Here is an 18,000-nt window from a genome sequence, read left to right as displayed (position 1 = left end):
GTTTCAGATGCCGTCTATTATGGGTAATGCAGCGCGGTTAAGCGAGTAACCAGGCAAATCGCACGAAACTAAAAAGCATAAACCACATTAAAAGGTTATGACCGCGCAGGCAGTTTCTGCTTTACAAGCGGGTGGGGCCTTTCTATAGTCGAAAATTGCCAAAAAAAGATGAAAACCATTCTAAATCAGTGTTTTTGGTTCTAATTCCTTGACAGGGTATCGGTTATGGCTAAAGCAGTTATCGCAATTCACGGCGGTGCAGGCGCGATTACGCGTGCGGCAATGAGCGCCGAAAAAGAGCAGCATTATCTTCAGCAACTCAACGCAATCGTTACCGCTGGCCAGCAAATTCTGGCCGCCGGTGGCAGCGCGCTGGATGCGGTTACCGAAGCGGTGCGCCTGCTGGAAGAGTGTCCGCTGTTCAATGCGGGTAAGGGCGCGGTGTTCACCCATCAAGGGACCCACGAGTTGGATGCCAGCATTATGGATGGCCGCACGCTGGATGTTGGCGCCGTCGCCGGTGTCAGCCATATTCGCAATCCAATTCTTGCCGCGCGTAAAGTGCTGGAGAACAGCCCGCACGTACTGTTTATTGGCGCCGGCGCAGAGGCTTTTGCCGTTGAGCAAGGCTTAGCGCCGGTCGATGCCGATTACTTCTCCACGCCAGAACGCTGGGAACAGTTACAGCGCGCACTGCACAGCCAGCAGATGGTGCTCGATCATGATGGCGAAGCACAGAGCCACAGCGATGATCCGCTGGACCCGGATCGCAAATTCGGCACGGTCGGTGCGGTGGCGCTCGATCTTCAGGGTAATCTGGCTGCCGCCACTTCAACCGGCGGTATGACCAACAAACAAGCCGGACGCGTCGGCGATTCACCGTTAGTCGGCGCGGGCTGCTACGCCAGCAACGACAGCGTGGCAGTTTCCTGCACCGGTACCGGCGAAGTGTTTATCCGCACGCTGGCGGCTTATGACGTGGCGGCACAGATGCATTACGCCGGACGTTCGCTGCAACAGGCCACGGCCAATGTGATCCATGACAAAGTGCAAGAGCTGGAAGGCAGTGGCGGATTGATTGCGGTGGATACCGCAGGCAACGTGGCGCTGCCATTTAACAGCGAAGGCATGTATCGCGGTTTCGCCTATGTGGATGGTGATGTTGAGGTAGCAATTTACCGCGACAGCTAAGGAGCAGGCATGACGGATCAACAGTTGCAGTTTGCGCCTGAACAAGTGTTAGCGGTGCGCGATCTCAATGTACGTTTTGAGCATGAAGGCCGTATTACCGAGGCGGTGAGGAATTTGTCGCTCGACCTGCATCGCGGTGAAACGCTGGCGCTGGTGGGCGAATCGGGATCGGGTAAATCCGTCACGTCGTTAGCGTTAATGCGCTTGATTCAGCAAGCGGGCGGCGAGGTTAGCGGTGAAATTCAGCTGCGGCGGCGCAACGGTGAAGTGCTGGACGTGATGCGCTCTTCTGGCGGCCAAATGCGCAAGGTACGCGGCGCGGACATGGCGATGATTTTCCAGGAGCCGATGACTTCGCTCAATCCGGTTTTCACGGTGGGCGAGCAGATTGCCGAATCCATTCGTTTGCATCAGGGCAAAAGTCATCAGCAGGCGTTAGCGGAAGCGCGACGGATGCTGGATCTGGTGCGCATTCCCGAAGCAAACAATGTGCTGTCACGTTATCCCCACCAACTCTCCGGCGGCATGCGCCAGCGTGTAATGATCGCTATGGCGTTGTCGTGCAAACCCGCTTTGCTGATTGCCGATGAACCGACCACCGCACTCGACGTCACCATCCAGGCGCAGATTCTGCAACTGATTCGCGTGCTGCAAAAAGAGATGCAAATGGGGGTGATCTTTATCACTCACGACATGGGCGTGGTGGCGGAGATGGCGGATCGCGTGCAGGTGATGTATCGCGGTGACGTGGTGGAACGCGCGCCGGTGCAGCAACTGTTTGCCGAGCCGCAACAACCTTATACCCGCGCGCTGTTGGCGGCGGTGCCGAAGCTGGGCGCAATGCACGGCCAGGCGTTGCCAGCCAAGTTTCCGCTATTGCACAGCAACGGCCGCGAAGAGGCGGCGCAACCGCAAGATACCGTCCGCCATGATCGCCCGCCGATATTGCAGGTACGCGATCTTGTGACCCGTTTCGATATTCGCGGCGGCTTGCTCAATCGCGTTAAACGTCGCGTCCATGCGGTGGAAAAGGTCAGCTTCGATCTTTACGCCGGTGAAACGCTGGCGCTGGTCGGCGAATCGGGCTGCGGCAAATCCACTACCGGGCGTTCGCTGTTGCGGTTGGTCGCCAGTCAGGGTGGCACCATCACCTTTGACGGTCAGCGCATTGATGCTTTGCAAGGCAATGCGCTGGCGTCGCTACGTCGCGATATCCAGTTTATTTTTCAGGATCCGTATGCCTCGCTTGATCCACGTTTAACCGTCGGTTTTTCCATTATGGAACCGCTGCTGGTGCATAAAACCATGGATCGTCGCCAGGCGGAAAAGCGCGTGGCGTGGCTGCTGGAGCGCGTTGGCTTGCTGCCGGAACATGCGCAGCGCTACCCGCACGAGTTTTCTGGCGGTCAGCGCCAGCGCATCTGCATTGCGCGCGCGCTGGCGCTCAATCCCAAAGTGGTGATCGCCGATGAATCAGTGTCAGCGCTGGATGTGTCGATTCAGGCGCAGATCATCAATCTGATGCTCGATTTGCAGCGCGAATTTGGCATCGCCTTCTTATTTATCTCGCACGATATGGCGGTGGTGGAACGTATCAGCCATCGCGTGGCAGTGATGTATCTCGGACAGATTGTAGAGATGGGGCCGCGTCAATCGGTGTTCGAGCAGCCGCGCCATCCTTACACCAAAAAACTGATGGCCGCGGTGCCAGTGGCCGATCCGGCCCATCGGCATCGTGAGCGGGCGTTAATGGTGGATGAGATCCCCAGCCCGATTCGCCCGTTGGGTGATGAGCCGGAAGTGGCACCGTTACTGGAAGTGGCACCGGGCCATTTTGTCGCCCGCCACGCAATTAGCGGCGCCTGAGCAGCAAGCAACCGCACATCTTTGGATGTCGCGCATGACAGGGATTACAGGAGATCGATAACAATGCAGCACATGATACGAAAAGGGGTTATCACTGCCGGTTTGTTGAGTTCGGCGTTAGCGCTGCCCGCGTGGGCGGCGAAAGATGCGGTGATTGCGGTGGCTTCAACTTTCACCACGCTCGATCCTTATGATGCCAACGATACGCTGTCGCAAGCGGTGGCGAAGTCGTTCTATCAAGGCCTGTTCGGCTTCGATAAAGACATGAAGCTGACTAACGTGCTGGCGGAGAGTTATCAGGCCAGCAGTGACGGTTTGACCTACACCATCAAGTTGCGTCCGGGGGTGAAATTCCAGGATGGCACCGATTTCAATGCCGAAGCGGTGAAAGCCAACATCGATCGCGCCAGCAATCCGGACAATCATCTTAAACGCTATAACCTGTTCAAATATGTCGCCAGCACCGAAGCGGTGGATCCGACGACGGTGAAAATCACACTGAAGCAGCCGTTCTCGGCTTTCATCAACAACCTGGCGCATCCCGCGGCGGTGATGATTTCGCCGACCGCGCTGAAGAAATACGGTAAAGACATCGGTTTCCATCCGGTGGGAACCGGGCCATTTATCTTTGAAACCTGGAATCAAACCGACTTTGTCAAAGTGAAGAAGTGGGATGGTTACTGGAAGAAGGGCTATCCGAAGCTGGACAGCATTACCTGGCGTCCGGTGGTGGATAACAACACCCGCGCGGCGATGCTGCAAACCGGCGAAGCCACGTTTGCCTTCCCGGTGCCGTTCGAGCAGGCCAAACTGCTGGAAGGCAACAGCAAGCTGGATGTGGTGACCACGCCGTCGATCATGCAGCGCTATATCAGCCTGAACGTGACGCAAAAACCGTTTGATAACCCGAAAGTGCGTGAAGCGTTGGAGTACGCCATTAACCGTCAGGCGTTGGCGAAAGTGGCGTTTGCCGGTTACGCCACGCCAGCTAACGGCATCGTACCGCCGGCTATCGACTTCGCGCAGAAATATCCGGAGGTCAAATACGATCCGGCTAAAGCACGCGAACTGCTGAAAGAAGCGGGGTATCCGAACGGTTTCGAAACTACTTTGTGGTCGTCGCATAACCACAGCACCGCGCAGAAAGTGTTGCAGTTCACTCAGCAACAACTGGCGCAGGTTGGCGTGAAAGTGAAAGTCACGGCGATGGATGCCGGTCAACGTGCTGCGGAAGTGGAGAGCAAAGGACAGAAAGAGAGCGGTGTGCGCATGTTCTACACCGGCTGGTCAGCTTCAACCGGTGAAGCGGATTGGGCGCTGACGCCGTTGTTCGCCACGGCGTCATGGCCGCCAGTGATCTTTAACACCGCGTTCTACAGCAATCCGCAGGTAGATAAAGATCTCGCTGACGCACTGAAAACCACCGATCGCGACCAGAAAGCCAAACTGTACAAAGACGCGCAGGATCGCATCTGGAACGACCATCCGTGGATCCCGCTGGTGGTGGAGCAACTGCTGTCTGCCAACAATAAAAACCTCAGCGGTTTTTATGTCATGCCCGATACCTCATTCAATTTCGATGAGGCCGATCTGAAGTAACAGACGCGGCCAGCCTTGCGGGGCTGGCCGATGCTGCGCAGGACTTCGCATGCTTAACTATTTTCTCAAACGATTACTCGGCTTGATTCCCACGCTGCTGATTGTTGCGGTGTTGGTGTTTATGTTTGTCCATCTGCTGCCAGGCGATCCGGCGCGCTTGATCGCTGGCCCGGAAGCGGATGCGTCGGTGGTGGCGCTGGTACGGCAGGATTTGGGGCTCGATCAGCCGCTGATCAAGCAATTTTGGCACTTCATGATTAATGCCGTGCAGGGCGATTTCGGCCATTCGCTGGTATCGAAGCGTCCGGTGATCGACGAAATCGCGGCGCGCTTCTTCCCTACGTTGTGGCTGACGCTGAGCAGCATGGTGTGGGCGGTGATTTTCGGCATGGCGATTGGCATCACCTCGGCGGTGTGGCGCAATCGTTGGCCCGATCGCATTGGCATGACCTTGGCGGTGTCGGGCATTTCGTTCCCGGCGTTTGCGCTCGGCATGCTGCTGATGCAGGTGTTCTCGGTCGAACTGGGTTGGTTACCGACCGTCGGCGCGGATAGCTGGAAACACTACATTCTGCCATCGATCACCTTAGGTGCCGCAGTCGCGGCGGTGATGGCACGCTTTACTCGCGCCTCGTTCGTGGAAGTGATGCAGGAAGATTACATGCGCACCGCGCGGGCCAAAGGAGTGCGTGAATCGCTGGTGGTGGTGAAACACGGCCTGCGCAACGCGATGATTCCGGTGGTCACCATGATGGGCCTGCAATTTGGTTTCCTGCTTGGCGGCTCGATTGTGGTGGAAGTGGTGTTTAACTGGCCCGGTTTAGGCCGTTTGTTAGTGGATTCGGTGGAGATGCGCGATTACCCGGTGATTCAGGCCGAGGTATTACTGTTCTCGCTGGAGTTCATCCTGATTAACCTGATTGTCGATGTGCTGTACGCGGCAATCAACCCGGCAATTCGCTACAAGTAAGGAGTCGCAATTGAAAAACTGGCGACGTGCGGCGGCATTGAAAACCATGCCGATGATAACGGAAGACCGGGTGCGTACGCCGTGGCGCGAATTCTGGCGGCGTTTTCGTCGTCAGCATGTGGCGCTGCTGGCGGGATTGTTTGTGCTGTTGCTGATTGTGGTGGCGTTTATCGCGCCGATGATTGCGCCGTTTGATGCGGAAAACTATTTCGATTACGACCGGCTGAATGAAGGTCCGTCGCTGATGCACTGGTTTGGTGTCGATTCGCTGGGGCGCGATATCTTCAGCCGCGTTCTGGTCGGCACGCGTATTTCATTGATTGCTGGCTTCTTCTCAGTGGCGATTGGCGCATTGATCGGCACGGTGCTGGGCTTGCTGGCGGGCTATTACGAAGGCTGGTGGGATCGCATCACCATGCGAATCTGCGATGTGCTGTTTGCCTTTCCCGGCATTCTGTTGGCGATTGCCGTGGTGGCGATCATGGGGAGCGGCATGAGCAACGTGATTGTTGCGGTGGCGATATTCAGTATTCCGGCGTTCGCCCGTTTAGTGCGCGGCAACACCTTAGTGCTGAAACATCAAACCTATATCGAGTCGGCGCGCAGCATCGGCGCATCGGATTGGACCATCATCATGCGCCATATCCTGCCTGGCACGGTGTCGTCAATTGTGGTTTATTTCACCATGCGCATCGGCACCTCGATTATTACCGCGGCGAGTTTGTCATTTCTCGGCCTGGGCGCACAGCCGCCAACGCCGGAGTGGGGCGCGATGCTGAATGAAGCCCGCGCCGATATGGTGATTGCACCGCATGTGGCGATTTTCCCCAGCCTGGCGATTTTCCTTACCGTGCTGGCGTTTAATCTGCTCGGCGATGGTTTACGTGATGCGCTGGATCCGAAATTGAAGACGTAATACAAATGCGGTCACCAGAAATGGCGACCGTTTTAATTAGCGAAGGTTATCCGAGTTAAAACGTTTCCCAATTGTCATTGCTGTGCGCGACAGCGGGTTGCGTGCGAGTCGGTGTTAACGTCGGTTTCATTACTTTTGCTGCCTGCGTTATCGCCTGACGCTTACCGGTATTAAAGCGTGCAACCGCAGAGGAGAGGCTGCTGGCCTGTTGTTCCAGCGACGCCGAGGCATTGGCAGATTCCTGTACCAGCGTGGCGTTCTGTTGCGTCACGCGATCCATCTCGTTCACTGCCTGGCCAATTTGATCAATGCCGCGGCTCTGTTCATCAGACGCTGAAGCGATCTCGCCCATGATGTCCGTTACACGCGTTACCGCGCTGACGATTTCTTGCATGGTGTCTCCGGCGCTGCTCACCTGCTGTGAGCCAAGGTTGACGCGCTGCGCTGAATCTTCGATCAGCAATTTGATCTCTTTCGCTGCCTGCGCACTGCGTTGCGCCAGATTACGCACTTCCCCAGCCACCACGGCAAAACCGCGACCTTGTTCACCGGCACGCGCCGCTTCAACTGCGGCATTCAGCGCAAGAATGTTGGTCTGGAAGGCAATGCCATCAATCACGCTGGTGATGTCGGCGATCTTCTTCGAACTATCGGCAATATCGCGCATTGTTTTCACTACGCCATCCACCACGTTGCCACCTTTGTCGGCGGTTTCGGAGGCGGTTTTGGCTAACTGCGTCGCCTGGCGTGCGTTATCGGCGTTCTGTTTCACCGTCGCGGTTAACTCTTCCATGCTGGCGGCGGTTTCTTCCAGTGACGCGGCTTGCTGTTCGGTACGCGAGGAAAGATCGTTGTTGCCAGAAGCAATTTCGCTGGCGCTACCAAAAATCGCATCAGCGCTGTCACGCACATTGTTGATGGTGCTGAGTAACGCTTGTTGCATGTGGCTCAGGCTGGCGGCAATCGACGCCATTTCACTGCGGCCCTCAATCTGCAAAGGCACCGAAAGGTCGCCCTCGGCAAAACGTTCCATCTGCTGCTGTACCTGTTTCATTGGTGCCAGCAAGATGCGGCGCACCAGCATCCAAACGGCGACGAGCAGCGCCACGACAATAATCGCCATCGCAGCCATCATCTCTAGCATATGCTGATAGGTGGTGTCGTTTTGCGTACTGCGTTCAGCCAGCAGCTGCGCACTCTGCTCACGCCATTGCTTGTAAGCGGCTTCCAGATCGTCCTGCGCTTGTTGTGCATCCAGGTTGCCGTAAGCAGCATAGTTATTGGCCTTAAGGAATACAGCCGACTGTTTCAGCAGTTCAGCGAAAGCGGTGAATTTGGCATCAACCACGCTGGCCGATGCTTCACTTTGTCCGGCAATTCGCGGCAAGCTTTTATACTGGTCATAATGTTGTTGCGCCACATCCAGAGAAGCGCCTGCGCTGATCAGCAGCTTATTGATGGCGGCAACCGAGGCTTCATCGGTTTGATTTTTCAGGATGCGAATCGCAACACGGTTAATGATCACGCGGGTTTTTATCAGCGTTTGCCAACCGTCACCCAACTCACGCTGTTGGCGTGATAACTGGTCGCTGGTGGTGAAGTTATGTTGCCCGGAAATCAATGAAGACAAAAATAACGATCCGGAAATCGCCTGCATTGCGGTAAACACCACCAGCATCATCATGATGGCGGTCACAATTTTCATTCGTTTAAACATAGGGGCATCTCTGAGGAAGTAGGCTGATAGTTAGGTTATCGGTGAAAAAACTAATCGCTTAAGTGCCAGCAGGAAATAATTCCGTTACGGGATGATGAGAAGGCGAAGAAAACAGATGAAAGCATTCAATTATGATCAAGATTTCAAGCACATTGATTTTCGACAGCAACCAGAGCGCTATCAGGTGGGACGCGGTGAGCAGGGTGTGTTAATGGTCGAACCTTACAAAAGTGAAATTTTGCCGCATTGGCGTTTTCGCACGGTGGAACTGGCGCAGGAATCTTCGCAGCAGATTATGCAGATGTTTGAGGCCTATCGCGCGCAGGATGATTTTGTCGGCATGGACATGGCGCGCAAATATATTCAGATGGGTTACACGCGGGCGCGGCGCTACAGCAATCATCAAGGCGGGCGCAAATACGATGCCGAAGGTAAAGAATTGCCACGTACCACAGAAAAAGAAAAGGCCGCTGCAGCGGCCATTTTTAAAGCGTGTTGGGATCGCATAAGAACCGATACCGACTATCTGGCGCGCAAACGTGCGCACCAGCAGAAGTATGGTTAAACGCGCGTACCCCAAAGATCGTACTCATCGGCGTGTTCCACTTTGACACGCACCACATCGCCGACTTTCACTTGGCGATCGCCATTCAGATACACCGCGCCGTCGATTTCCGGGGCATCGGCCATGCTGCGGCCCACTGCGCCTTCTTCATCCACTTCATCAATGATCACCAGTACTTCGCGGTCAATTTTCTCTTGCAGACGTTCGCTTGAGATTTTCTGCTGCAACTGCATGAAGCGGTCAAAACGTTCCTGTTTAACCTCTTCCGGCACCTGATCCGGCAGTTGGTTGGCGGTTGCGCCTTCAACCGGGCTGTACTGGAAGCAGCCAACGCGATCCAGACGCGCTTCTTTCAGGAAGTCGAGCAGCATCTGGAAATCTTCTTCGGTTTCGCCTGGGAATCCGACGATGAAAGTTGAACGCAGCGTCAACTCTGGGCAGATCTCGCGCCAGCGTTTGATGCGCTCCAGCGTGCGCTCCACCGCGCCCGGACGCTTCATCAACTTCAGGATGCGCGGGCTGGCGTGCTGCAATGGAATATCGAGGTACGGCAGAATTTTGCCTTCAGCCATCAGCGGAATCACGTCATCCACATGCGGATACGGGTAAACGTAGTGCAGACGCACCCACACGCCGAGTTTCGCCAACTGCTCGCACAGGCTTACCATGCTGGTTTTCACCGGCGATCCGTTCCAGAAACCGGTGCGATGTTTTACATCCACGCCGTACGCGGAGGTATCTTGCGAGATCACTAACAGCTCTTTTACGCCAGCTTCGACTAAACGCTTCGCTTCATCCAGCACCGAACCGATTGGGCGGCTATCGAGATCGCCACGCATTGAAGGAATGATGCAGAAGGTGCAGCGATGGTTACAGCCTTCGGAAATTTTCAGATAGGCGTAATGACGCGGCGTCAGTTTCACACCTTGCTCTGGCACCAAACTTAGGAACGGGTTGTGCTCTGGCTTCGGCACGTAAGTATGCACGTGCGACAGCACTTGTTCGTAGCTGTGCGGGCCGGTAATTTCCAGCACCTTTGGATGCACTTCGCGGATCTGATCCACTTTGGCACCGAGGCAGCCAGTGACGATCACTTTGCCGTTCTCGTTTAGCGCTTCGCCAATCGCTTCCAGTGATTCCTGTACGGCGCTATCAATAAATCCACAGGTGTTAACGATGACGATCTCCGCATCATCGTAGCGAGGGACCACGTCATAACCCTCAGTACGCAGTTCCGTCAGGATGCGTTCAGAGTCAACGAGGTTTTTCGGACAGCCGAGGGAGACGAACCCCACGCGCGGTGGATTTTTGACTTGGCTCATAAGGTTAAAAATTCATCATAATTAGTGTGGATAGGGGGGCGATTGTACAGAGGTTGCAGGGGAAAATGTATAGGCTGTGTAAGAATCTCCTCATCGAGCAACTATTGTGCTGTGAATATGCTTAACTCTGCTGGCGGCGCGCGAAATTGCGGCTGCATTGAGTAAAAGTAACCTGCTGCTGCTCTGAGATCCGAGTTGTGTAAGTGGGAGTGTTTTGCTTAAATATTGGGTCGGTGAATGTAAGTTATTATCTTCACTGAAAATTTCTAATCGCGCTGTCGGTGAATCCTCACTGTCAGGGCCGAAGCGGATAATGTGAGAGCAGACATATGCAAGAGATCGTCAAAGGTTTTCTGAATTTTCAACAGAATGTGTTCCCTGAAAGGAAGGATCTTTTCAAAAGTTTGGCATCCAACCAAAATCCCAAAGCCCTGTTTATCTCCTGCTCAGACAGCCGTCTGGTGCCTGAGTTGGTGACGCAATCAGAGCCAGGCCAACTGTTCGTGATCCGTAACGCCGGCAATATCGTGCCACCGTTCGGTCCTGAACCAGGCGGTGTTTCGGCGACCATCGAATACGCCGTGGTGGCATTGGGCGTGACGGAAATTATCATTTGCGGCCACTCCAACTGCGGTGCCATGAACGCAATTGCTTCAAATGCCGATCTGGAAAGCATGCCAGCGGTGGATCACTGGTTGCACTACGCTAACGCGGCGAAAGCGGTGGTGGAAGAGCGTAACTACGATTCGGTTGAGAAACGTCTCAACGAAATGGTTAAAGAAAACGTGATTGCCCAGCTCAACAATATCAAAACACATCCTTCTGTTTCAGTGGCGCTGCGGAAGAAAAAACTGCGTCTGCACGGGTGGGTTTACGATATTGAAAGCGGCGGCATTATTGCGCTGACTAAGGGCGGCGACTCGTTTATCTCACTGTCTGAAAATCCGGAAACCTGCTTCGAGTAATTCCCCTAACCACCTGCAATGCAGGTGGTTTTTTCTCGCATTTCAATAATATTTCCTAACGTCTCGATTTCCAGCCTCTACACTTGAGAAGCAATTACCTCTGATAAGGGCTTTCTCATGCGATTTCCCCTTTGTGCTTCGGTTTTAACGCTGGCGATGCTTGCGGCTGGCTGTACTTCTCATGTGACAGACAAACAACAATATTCCGGTTTTCTTGGTGATTACAGCGGGTTGAAATCCACCGAATCACCGAGCGGCAAACCCACGCTGCGTTGGATTTCGCCTGATTATCACGATGCGGATTATAAAAACGTGGTGTATACGCCGGTGGTTTATTATCCGGCTGCGCATCCCACCGCGCGTATCGATCAGCAAACGCTGGATGGCATCCGCAATTACACGGACACCCAGTTAAAGCAGGCGATTTCCCAGCGTAAAACACTGGTGACACAAAAAGGCCCGCATACGCTGCTGGTGAAAACTGCAATTACCGCGGTCACGGCGGAAAATGAAGGCGTGCAGTTCTATGAGGTGGTGCCGGTTGCCGCAGTAGTCGCTAGCACTATGGCCGCTACCGGTCATCGCACGCAAAACAGCGAGCTGTTCCTTGAAACGGAAGCGGTGGATGCCCAAACCGGCAAACCGATGATTAAAGTGGTGCGCAAAGCGTTTGGCAAAAATCTGCCGAACAACACCGCGCCGATTACCCTCAACGATTTGCGTCCTGGCATCGACGAAATGGTGCGCGATACCCTAGCGTTTCCTTCTCAGTAAATTGCTGCCCGGCCACACGCCGGGCTTAATGTTTTGTAAATCCTGCCCATTTAGCTGATCTGGCTGACTATCCTTAATCACTCACCGTGCTGAAGGAGGATGCCATGCGTTTGCTGCCCGCCGCGCTGCTGGTTAGCGCTTTAAGTTATGCCTTTTCAACGCTTGCTGCCGATGTGCAGGTGCAGGTTTTGCAGGACAAGCTCGACCACCCGTGGTCGGTGGCTTTTCTGCCCGACAACCAAACGCTGTTAATCACCGAACGTTCCGGCCAATTACGCAGTTGGCAGCCCGGCAAAGGTTTGTCGCAACCGATAGCTGGCGTACCGCAAGTGTGGGCCAATCGACAAGGGGGCTTGTTGGATGTGGTGCTGGCGCCCGATTTTGCGCAAAGCCGCCGCGTGTGGCTCAGCTATACCACCGCGGATGACAGTGGGCGCGCGGGCGGCGTGGTGGGTTACGGCCAACTTAGCGACGATAATCGTCAGTTGCGTGATTTCAAAGTGGTGCTGGAGCAAACGCCGAAGCTCTCCAGCGGCGCTAACATGGGAACGCGTTTAGCGTTTGATCATCAAGGCTATCTCTATGTTGCTTTTGGTGACAACTTTGCTAGCAGCAGCGCGCAACAGTTGGACAAGCTATCTGGCAAGATCGTGCGTTTGACCAAAGATGGCGCCATCCCAGCTGATAATCCCTTTGTGAAACGGCAGGGCGCGCGCGGCGAAATTTGGTCGTTGGGCATGCGCAATCCACAAGGTTTGGCGCTCAACCCGTGGACGCAGCAAATCTGGGAAAGCGAACACGGCCCGCGCGGTGGCGATGAGGTGAACATCCCAGAGAAGGGCAAGAACTACGGCTGGCCGCTGGCGACTTACGGCATTGATTACAGCGGGCAAAAAGTGCCGGAAGCGCAGGGCACACATGTCGACGGCACCGAACAACCGTTGCATTACTGGAAAGTATCGCCCGCCATCAGCGGCATGGCGTTCTATAACAGCGCGCGCTTCCCACAATGGAAAAATTCGCTGTTCATCGGCGCGTTGAAGGAAAAAAGCCTGATTCGATTACAGGTGAATGGCGAGAAGGTGGTTGAAGAACAACGCTTGCTGGAAAATCGTGGTGAGCGGATTCGCGATGTGCGGCAAGGGCCGGATGGTTATCTGTATGTGCTAACCGATGAAGCCAACGGCAAGTTGTTAAAAGTGGGGCTGACGAATGACGCCAGCACCCCGCGTGGCTGATTTAACGTACCCAGTTACACACTTCCCAACCGCGTTGTTGCGCTTCCTGCAACAGCAGCGGGTTGGGGTTCACTACCCAAGCGTGATCGGCATGACTCAGCAGCGGCAGATCGTTCATTGAATCGCTGTACGCCCAGGTGCGATCAAAGCGTTGATCTTGCTGCAACGCTTTCCAGTCGCTTAAGCGTGTGACTTTGCCTTCACGATAGGTCATGGTGCCGTAGGTTTGACCGCTGTAGCGCTCATCGACTACTTCCACGCCAATCGCTAACGCGCCGTGCACGCCGAGGCGTTCAGCAATCGGCACCGCCAGATGATCGCCGCTGGCGGTGATAATCATGACCGTATCACCACGTTGTTGATGCCACTCAATGCGTGCGCGCGCAGCAGGGAAAACGCGCGGCATAATGTCGCGATGGATAAAGCGTCGCACCCAGCCTTCAACGGTTAAGGTTGCCATGCCAGCCAATGGGGCCAGCGTGGTGTTCATATACTCTTCAATTGATAGCGTACCGGTGTGATATTTCTCCATCAGGATTTGCTCCTGACGGATGATCTCTTCGGGGGCAAATCCCTGTGAAACCAGCCAGCGCAGCCACAGGCTGGTGCTGTCTTCACAAATCAGGGTTTCGTCCAGATCGAAAATGGCTAAGTCCATCGTGGCTCTCCTCAGGCTGACTGAACTCAGGTTAGCGGAAAATTGTGACTGGCTTAACCGTTCTGCGAAAAATCGGAATTACACGCATTTTTTATCGTCACCTTAATGGGTAAAAGTGGCAGCGCGCCGCGGTTGGTGCCAGGGTTACTCTAATAAACTCTATATAACTTTACGATCGGACGGTTTTTTTCGCTGGCGTGAAACGTTAGCGTGGGATGAGAAATGTCTTATCTGCAAAAAACCATGATTTAACAAGGACAATCTGGTCATCCTCATGAGAAAAAACACCTTCGCGACTGCCTGGCGGCCTCTGGCTGCATCATCACTGTTATTACTTTTTATTCCTATTTCAACGCTGGCAGAACAAGCACCCGCCGCTCCGCAGATAGACGCCAAAGCCTGGATTTTGATGGATTACAACAGCGGCAAAGTGCTGGCGGAATCCAATGCCGACCAGCGTCTTGATCCTGCCAGCCTGACCAAAATGATGACCAGCTATGTGGTCGGCCAGGCGCTGAAATCCGGCAAGATCACCAACGATGACATGGTGACTATCGGCCAGGATGCCTGGGCCACCGGCAATCCCAAACTGCGCGGTTCCTCGCTGATGTTCCTTAAGCCTGGCGATCGCATTCCGGTTTCTGAGCTGAACAAAGGTGTGGTGATTCAATCCGGCAACGATGCCTGCATCGCGCTGGCCGATTACGTGGCCGGCAGCCAGGATTCGTTCATCGGTTTAATGAACAACTACGTCAAAGCCTTTGGCCTGCAAAACACCCACTTTATGACGGTGCACGGATTAGATGCCGAAGGGCAATACAGCACCGCGCGCGATATGGCGATCATCGGTCAACGCTTGATAAGCGATGTGCCAGAAGAGTACGCCATCAACAGCGAGAAAGAGTTCACCTTTAATAAAATCAAACAGATGAACCGCAATCGTCTGTTATGGAGCACCAACCTCAAGGTTGACGGCATTAAAACCGGTCATACGTCGGGCGCGGGCAATAACCTGGTGGCGTCAGCGACCGAAGGCGATATGCGTTTGATTTCCGTGGTACTGGGCGCGGCAACCGATGCCACGCGTTTCCGCGAAAGTGAAAAATTGCTGACGTGGGGATTCCGCTTCTATGAAACCGTGACGCCGATTAAGGCCGACAAACCGTTTGCCCAGCAGCGCGTGTGGTTTGGCGATCACAGCCAGGTGAATCTCGGCGTGGCCAAGGATGCCGCGATTACCGTGCCGAAAGGGCAGATGAAAAACCTCAAGGCGAGCTTCACGCTTAATTCACCGCAGTTAGAAGCGCCGCTGGAGAAAAATCAGGTGGTCGGCACTATCGATTTCCAACTGGATGGCAAAACTATCGAGCAGCGTCCGCTGGTCGCGATGGAAGCAGTGCCTGAAGGCGGCTTTATTGGCCGGATTTGGGATTTCATTATGATGAAATTCAACGGCTGGTTCGGGAAGTGGTTTAGCTAATCTTGCGGGCGCACCAAGGTGCGCCCACAACTTTACTCGCGAATCCATCCCTTCTTAATCGGCATAGCAAACAGCGCGCGATACATCTGATGGGTAAATGCCAACATGCGTTCGCCGTACAACTGCCACGCCATGTGCGACGCCAGACACGCCAGCAAGCCGACCAAAAATCCGCCCAACATATCCAGCGGCCAGTGTACGCCAAGATAGACGCGTGACCAGGCAATGGCGCTTCCCACCACTAACAACATCACGCCCGACCATAAGCGATGCCAGAAGATGAACGCCAGTGCAAAGGTGAAAATCGTGGTGCCATGATCGCTAGGATAAGAGTCATCAGCGGCATGCGATAAGAACTGATGGCCGAAACCGATCGCGAAGGGGCGCGGATGCGGCAGTAATTGCCCGACGCACCAGGAAATGCTCAATGCATAAATCAGCGCCATGCCGGTTTTCAACACCAGCGCGCGCTGCGATTGCACTTGCTCACGCGGTCCCCATAGCCATAGCGCCACAATCAGCAGTGGCACAATGGCAATCACATCTTTGGCGATAAAGGTCGCCAGGCTAATCAGCCACTGCGGCGAATCCGCGTTGGCGTTGATCCATAAAAACAGTTGGTGGTTGAGTGCTTCCATCACCGTTAATGTCCTCGTCTTGTTTACCCAAAAAGCAGCAGCGCAAAATTGCCTGCAAAATAAGCTGGATAGCCTAAAAGAGGACCAGTGATCAGTACATAGTCGCGCTCTTAAACTTATCGCGGGTTGTTGGAGTGTTTAGGTTTGATGAAAGTTGCATGAAGGTTTGAAAATGAGGTGAAGCAAGAAATAGCCGGAATCGCAGCCATAAAAAAACCCGCAAGTCAGTGACCGGCGGGCTCCACAATTTGGGGATTTCAAAGAAAAGCAGTGGCACTTATTCAGACTGCGCCCCCCAAAGAAAGTTCTGGACAGCGTGAAAATATTTTTATAAAGGCAAAAGCGGCCAGATTATCACGATCAAGGTGCCCGCCAGCGTCAGCAAAACGTTAGCAATCGCATAAGTTCCTGCATAACCTAATGCCGGAATGCTACTGCGCGCGGTATCGCTGATGATCTCCATCGCCGGCGCACAGGTGCGCGCACCCATAATCGCGCCAAACAGCAACGCGCGGTTCATACGTAACACGTAAGCACCAAACAAATAGCAAATCACAACCGGCAATAAGCTCACCAGCAGGCCGCTCAACAGCATTAAGGCACCCGCACTGCCAAAGCCGTGCTGCAAACCGCTACCGGCACTCAAGCCAACACCGGCCATAAATACCATCAGGCCGAACTCTTTCACCATGGTTAACGCGCCTTGCGGGATGTAACCAAAGGTGGGATGGTTGGCGCGCATAAAGCCGAGCATGATACCGGCGAACAGCAACCCAGCGGCATTGCCGATGCCGAAACTGAAGTTGCTGAACTGGAAGGTGATCATGCCGATCATCAAGCCGACAATAAAGAAGGCGCAGAAGGCCAGCAGATCGGTGATTTGGCTGTGAATGGCAATAAAGCCAATGCGATCAGCCAAACTTTTTACCCGACGCGCCTCACCGCTGACCTGCAAAATATCACCTTTGTTCAGCATGATGCTGTCATCGATTGGCATTTCAATCTGACTGCGAATCACACGGTTAAGGAAGCAGCCGTGATCGGTGAGTTTGAGGTGGCTCAGGCGCTTGTTCACCGCATTATGGTTCTTCACCACGATCTCTTCGGTGACAATGCGCATATCCAGTAAGTCGCGATCAAACACCTCTTTGCCATTGCGGAAGCTGGGATCGAGGCGCGCGTGTGCATCGGGATAACCCACCAGCGAGATGTCATCACCCAGCTGTAGCATGGCGTCGCCATCCGGGCTGGCGAGAATGCCGTTGCGGCGCAGGCGCTCAATGTAGCAACCGGTTTGACGATGAATGCCCAGCTCACGCAGGTTTTTGCCGCCGCTCCATTCCACCAATTCCGGACCAACCCGATAAGCACGAATCACCGGCAGAAACACTTTGCGTTGACTATCAGCATCCAAACCGCGTTCGCGCGCGATTTGCTGCGCACAGGTCGGCAGATCCTGATGTTGCAGGCGCGGCAAATAACGCGCGCCGAAAATCAGACTCACCAAACCGACTAAATAGGTCAGGGCATAACCGAGGCTGAGATTGTCCTGCATTAAGGTGAGTTGATGGCTGTCGCTGATGCTTTGCCGCAGCGTGTCTCCAGCACCCACCAGTACCGGCGTCGAGGTCATGGAACCCGCCAACATGCCGGCGGTTAAACCAATATCCCAGCCGAACACTTTGCCCAGCGTTAGGGCGATTAATAGCGCGCTAACCACCATGACAATGGCTAAAAAGAAATAATTTTTGCCGTCGCGGAAAAATATCGAGAAAAAGTTTGGCCCGGCTTCAACACCGACACAAAAAATAAACAACATAAAGCCAAGACTTAATGCGTCCGTATTAATCGCAAAATGCTGCTGACCTAAAATCAAGGAAACAACTAATACACCAATGGAATTACCGAGTTGGACAGAACCTAAGCGTAATTTACCTAAGCACAGCCCAAGGGCTAAAACGACAAATAATAACAGAACGTCATTTCCGCTTAACAATTCTGCGACGTTAATGTTCACGGTTTCACTTCTTCTTAACTTGTAATGGGTTGATGACAGGCGCTTTTTTCGCTATCTTGTGCCAGCAGAAACGGCTTATTTTCC

The 18,000-nt window shown here is 54.1% G+C and carries 15 protein-coding genes; 10 read left to right on the top strand and 5 right to left on the bottom strand.

Going from position 1 to position 18,000, the window contains the following annotated elements; all coding sequences use genetic code 11:
* Window positions 1-225 precede the first annotated feature (225 nt).
* From ABDW13_RS05555 to gsiD, 5 genes are all read left to right on the top strand, one after another.
* Window positions 226-1,191 carry an isoaspartyl peptidase/L-asparaginase gene (locus ABDW13_RS05555; RefSeq protein ID WP_343551441.1) on the top strand — a complete coding sequence of 322 codons (966 nt, stop codon included), beginning with the start codon at window positions 226-228 and terminating at the stop codon, window positions 1,189-1,191.
* 9 nt (window positions 1,192-1,200) lie between these two features.
* The gene (gene gsiA, locus ABDW13_RS05550) at window positions 1,201-3,057 is read left to right on the top strand and encodes a glutathione ABC transporter ATP-binding protein GsiA (RefSeq protein WP_343551440.1); all 1,857 of its coding nucleotides are present in this window, start codon (window positions 1,201-1,203) and stop codon (window positions 3,055-3,057) included.
* Window positions 3,058-3,120: 63 nt separating this feature from the next.
* Window positions 3,121-4,656 (top strand): glutathione ABC transporter substrate-binding protein GsiB, encoded by a 1,536-nt coding sequence (gene gsiB, locus ABDW13_RS05545; protein WP_343551439.1) that lies wholly within the window; start codon window positions 3,121-3,123, stop codon window positions 4,654-4,656.
* Window positions 4,657-4,705: 49 nt separating this feature from the next.
* A complete protein-coding gene (gene gsiC / locus ABDW13_RS05540) occupies window positions 4,706-5,626 on the top strand; it encodes a glutathione ABC transporter permease GsiC (protein ID WP_343551438.1) in 921 nt (306 codons plus the stop codon).
* Between the two features lie 10 nt (window positions 5,627-5,636).
* Window positions 5,637-6,542, top strand: coding sequence for a glutathione ABC transporter permease GsiD (gsiD, locus tag ABDW13_RS05535; protein ID WP_343551437.1), 906 nt, complete (start codon window positions 5,637-5,639; stop codon window positions 6,540-6,542).
* A gap of 55 nt (window positions 6,543-6,597) precedes the next feature.
* Here gsiD and ABDW13_RS05530 read toward each other — a convergent pair whose 3' ends face one another.
* Window positions 6,598-8,259 carry a methyl-accepting chemotaxis protein gene (locus ABDW13_RS05530; RefSeq protein ID WP_343551436.1) on the bottom strand — a complete coding sequence of 554 codons (1,662 nt, stop codon included), beginning with the start codon at window positions 8,257-8,259 and terminating at the stop codon, window positions 6,598-6,600.
* Window positions 8,260-8,374: 115 nt separating this feature from the next.
* Between ABDW13_RS05530 and ABDW13_RS05525 the strand changes: the two genes are divergently transcribed.
* Window positions 8,375-8,824, top strand: coding sequence for a DUF4385 domain-containing protein (locus ABDW13_RS05525; RefSeq protein ID WP_343551435.1), 450 nt, complete (start codon window positions 8,375-8,377; stop codon window positions 8,822-8,824).
* On the opposite strand, the gene rimO is transcribed toward ABDW13_RS05525, so the two are convergent.
* Window positions 8,821-10,146, bottom strand: coding sequence for a 30S ribosomal protein S12 methylthiotransferase RimO (gene rimO / locus ABDW13_RS05520; protein WP_343551434.1), 1,326 nt, complete (start codon window positions 10,144-10,146; stop codon window positions 8,821-8,823). The genes ABDW13_RS05525 and rimO overlap by 4 nt on opposite strands.
* 329 nt (window positions 10,147-10,475) lie before the next feature.
* Here rimO and ABDW13_RS05515 point away from each other — a divergent pair, with 329 nt between their 5' ends.
* The 3 genes from ABDW13_RS05515 to ABDW13_RS05505 all read left to right on the top strand — a co-directional run bounded on the left by ABDW13_RS05515 (window position 10,476) and on the right by ABDW13_RS05505 (window position 13,123).
* A complete protein-coding gene (locus ABDW13_RS05515; protein ID WP_343551433.1) occupies window positions 10,476-11,111 on the top strand; it encodes a carbonic anhydrase in 636 nt (211 codons plus the stop codon).
* Between the two features lie 117 nt (window positions 11,112-11,228).
* Complete coding sequence (locus ABDW13_RS05510) at window positions 11,229-11,885, top strand: DUF3313 domain-containing protein (RefSeq protein WP_343551432.1); 657 nt, start codon at window positions 11,229-11,231, stop codon at window positions 11,883-11,885.
* 104 nt (window positions 11,886-11,989) lie between these two features.
* Window positions 11,990-13,123, top strand: a complete 1,134-nt coding sequence (locus ABDW13_RS05505) for a PQQ-dependent sugar dehydrogenase (RefSeq protein WP_343551431.1) — start codon at window positions 11,990-11,992, stop codon at window positions 13,121-13,123.
* 1 nt (window position 13,124) lies between these two features.
* Here ABDW13_RS05505 and ABDW13_RS05500 read toward each other — a convergent pair whose 3' ends face one another.
* On the bottom strand, window positions 13,125-13,781 hold the full coding sequence (locus ABDW13_RS05500) for an HAD family hydrolase (protein ID WP_343551430.1): 657 nt from the start codon (window positions 13,779-13,781) through the stop codon (window positions 13,125-13,127).
* Window positions 13,782-14,055: 274 nt separating this feature from the next.
* Between ABDW13_RS05500 and ABDW13_RS05495 the strand changes: the two genes are divergently transcribed.
* On the top strand, window positions 14,056-15,261 hold the full coding sequence (locus ABDW13_RS05495; RefSeq protein WP_343551429.1) for a serine hydrolase: 1,206 nt from the start codon (window positions 14,056-14,058) through the stop codon (window positions 15,259-15,261).
* 32 nt (window positions 15,262-15,293) lie between these two features.
* Here ABDW13_RS05495 and ybjG read toward each other — a convergent pair whose 3' ends face one another.
* Both ybjG and ABDW13_RS05485 read right to left on the bottom strand, forming a co-directional pair.
* Window positions 15,294-15,899 carry an undecaprenyl-diphosphate phosphatase gene (gene ybjG, locus ABDW13_RS05490; RefSeq protein WP_343551428.1) on the bottom strand — a complete coding sequence of 202 codons (606 nt, stop codon included), beginning with the start codon at window positions 15,897-15,899 and terminating at the stop codon, window positions 15,294-15,296.
* A gap of 328 nt (window positions 15,900-16,227) precedes the next feature.
* Window positions 16,228-17,916, bottom strand: a complete 1,689-nt coding sequence (locus ABDW13_RS05485) for an aspartate:alanine antiporter (RefSeq protein WP_343551426.1) — start codon at window positions 17,914-17,916, stop codon at window positions 16,228-16,230.
* Window positions 17,917-18,000 lie beyond the last annotated feature (84 nt).

The organism is Pantoea sp. (assembly GCF_039594315.1).
In the GTDB taxonomy this organism is placed as follows: Bacteria; Pseudomonadota; Gammaproteobacteria; order Enterobacterales; family Enterobacteriaceae; genus Pantoea.
This window is presented reverse-complemented; position numbering and strand designations above follow the sequence as displayed.

Bases quoted from the DNA above. Each gene is read 5' to 3' on its own strand.
- ABDW13_RS05500 (WP_343551430.1), bottom strand. From the start codon at position 13,781: ATGGACTTAGCCATTTTCGATCTGGACGAAACCCTGATTTGTGAAGAC.
- gsiC (WP_343551438.1), top strand. From the start codon at position 4,706: ATGCTTAACTATTTTCTCAAACGATTACTCGGCTTGATTCCCACGCTG.
- ABDW13_RS05505 (WP_343551431.1), top strand. From the start codon at position 11,990: ATGCGTTTGCTGCCCGCCGCGCTGCTGGTTAGCGCTTTAAGTTATGCC.
- ABDW13_RS05525 (WP_343551435.1), top strand. From the start codon at position 8,375: ATGAAAGCATTCAATTATGATCAAGATTTCAAGCACATTGATTTTCGA.
- ABDW13_RS05530 (WP_343551436.1), bottom strand. From the start codon at position 8,259: ATGTTTAAACGAATGAAAATTGTGACCGCCATCATGATGATGCTGGTG.
- ABDW13_RS05555 (WP_343551441.1), top strand. From the start codon at position 226: ATGGCTAAAGCAGTTATCGCAATTCACGGCGGTGCAGGCGCGATTACG.
- gsiB (WP_343551439.1), top strand. From the start codon at position 3,121: ATGCAGCACATGATACGAAAAGGGGTTATCACTGCCGGTTTGTTGAGT.
- ABDW13_RS05495 (WP_343551429.1), top strand. From the start codon at position 14,056: ATGAGAAAAAACACCTTCGCGACTGCCTGGCGGCCTCTGGCTGCATCA.
- rimO (WP_343551434.1), bottom strand. From the start codon at position 10,146: ATGAGCCAAGTCAAAAATCCACCGCGCGTGGGGTTCGTCTCCCTCGGC.
- ABDW13_RS05515 (WP_343551433.1), top strand. From the start codon at position 10,476: ATGCAAGAGATCGTCAAAGGTTTTCTGAATTTTCAACAGAATGTGTTC.
- gsiA (WP_343551440.1), top strand. From the start codon at position 1,201: ATGACGGATCAACAGTTGCAGTTTGCGCCTGAACAAGTGTTAGCGGTG.
- ABDW13_RS05510 (WP_343551432.1), top strand. From the start codon at position 11,229: ATGCGATTTCCCCTTTGTGCTTCGGTTTTAACGCTGGCGATGCTTGCG.
- ybjG (WP_343551428.1), bottom strand. From the start codon at position 15,899: ATGGAAGCACTCAACCACCAACTGTTTTTATGGATCAACGCCAACGCG.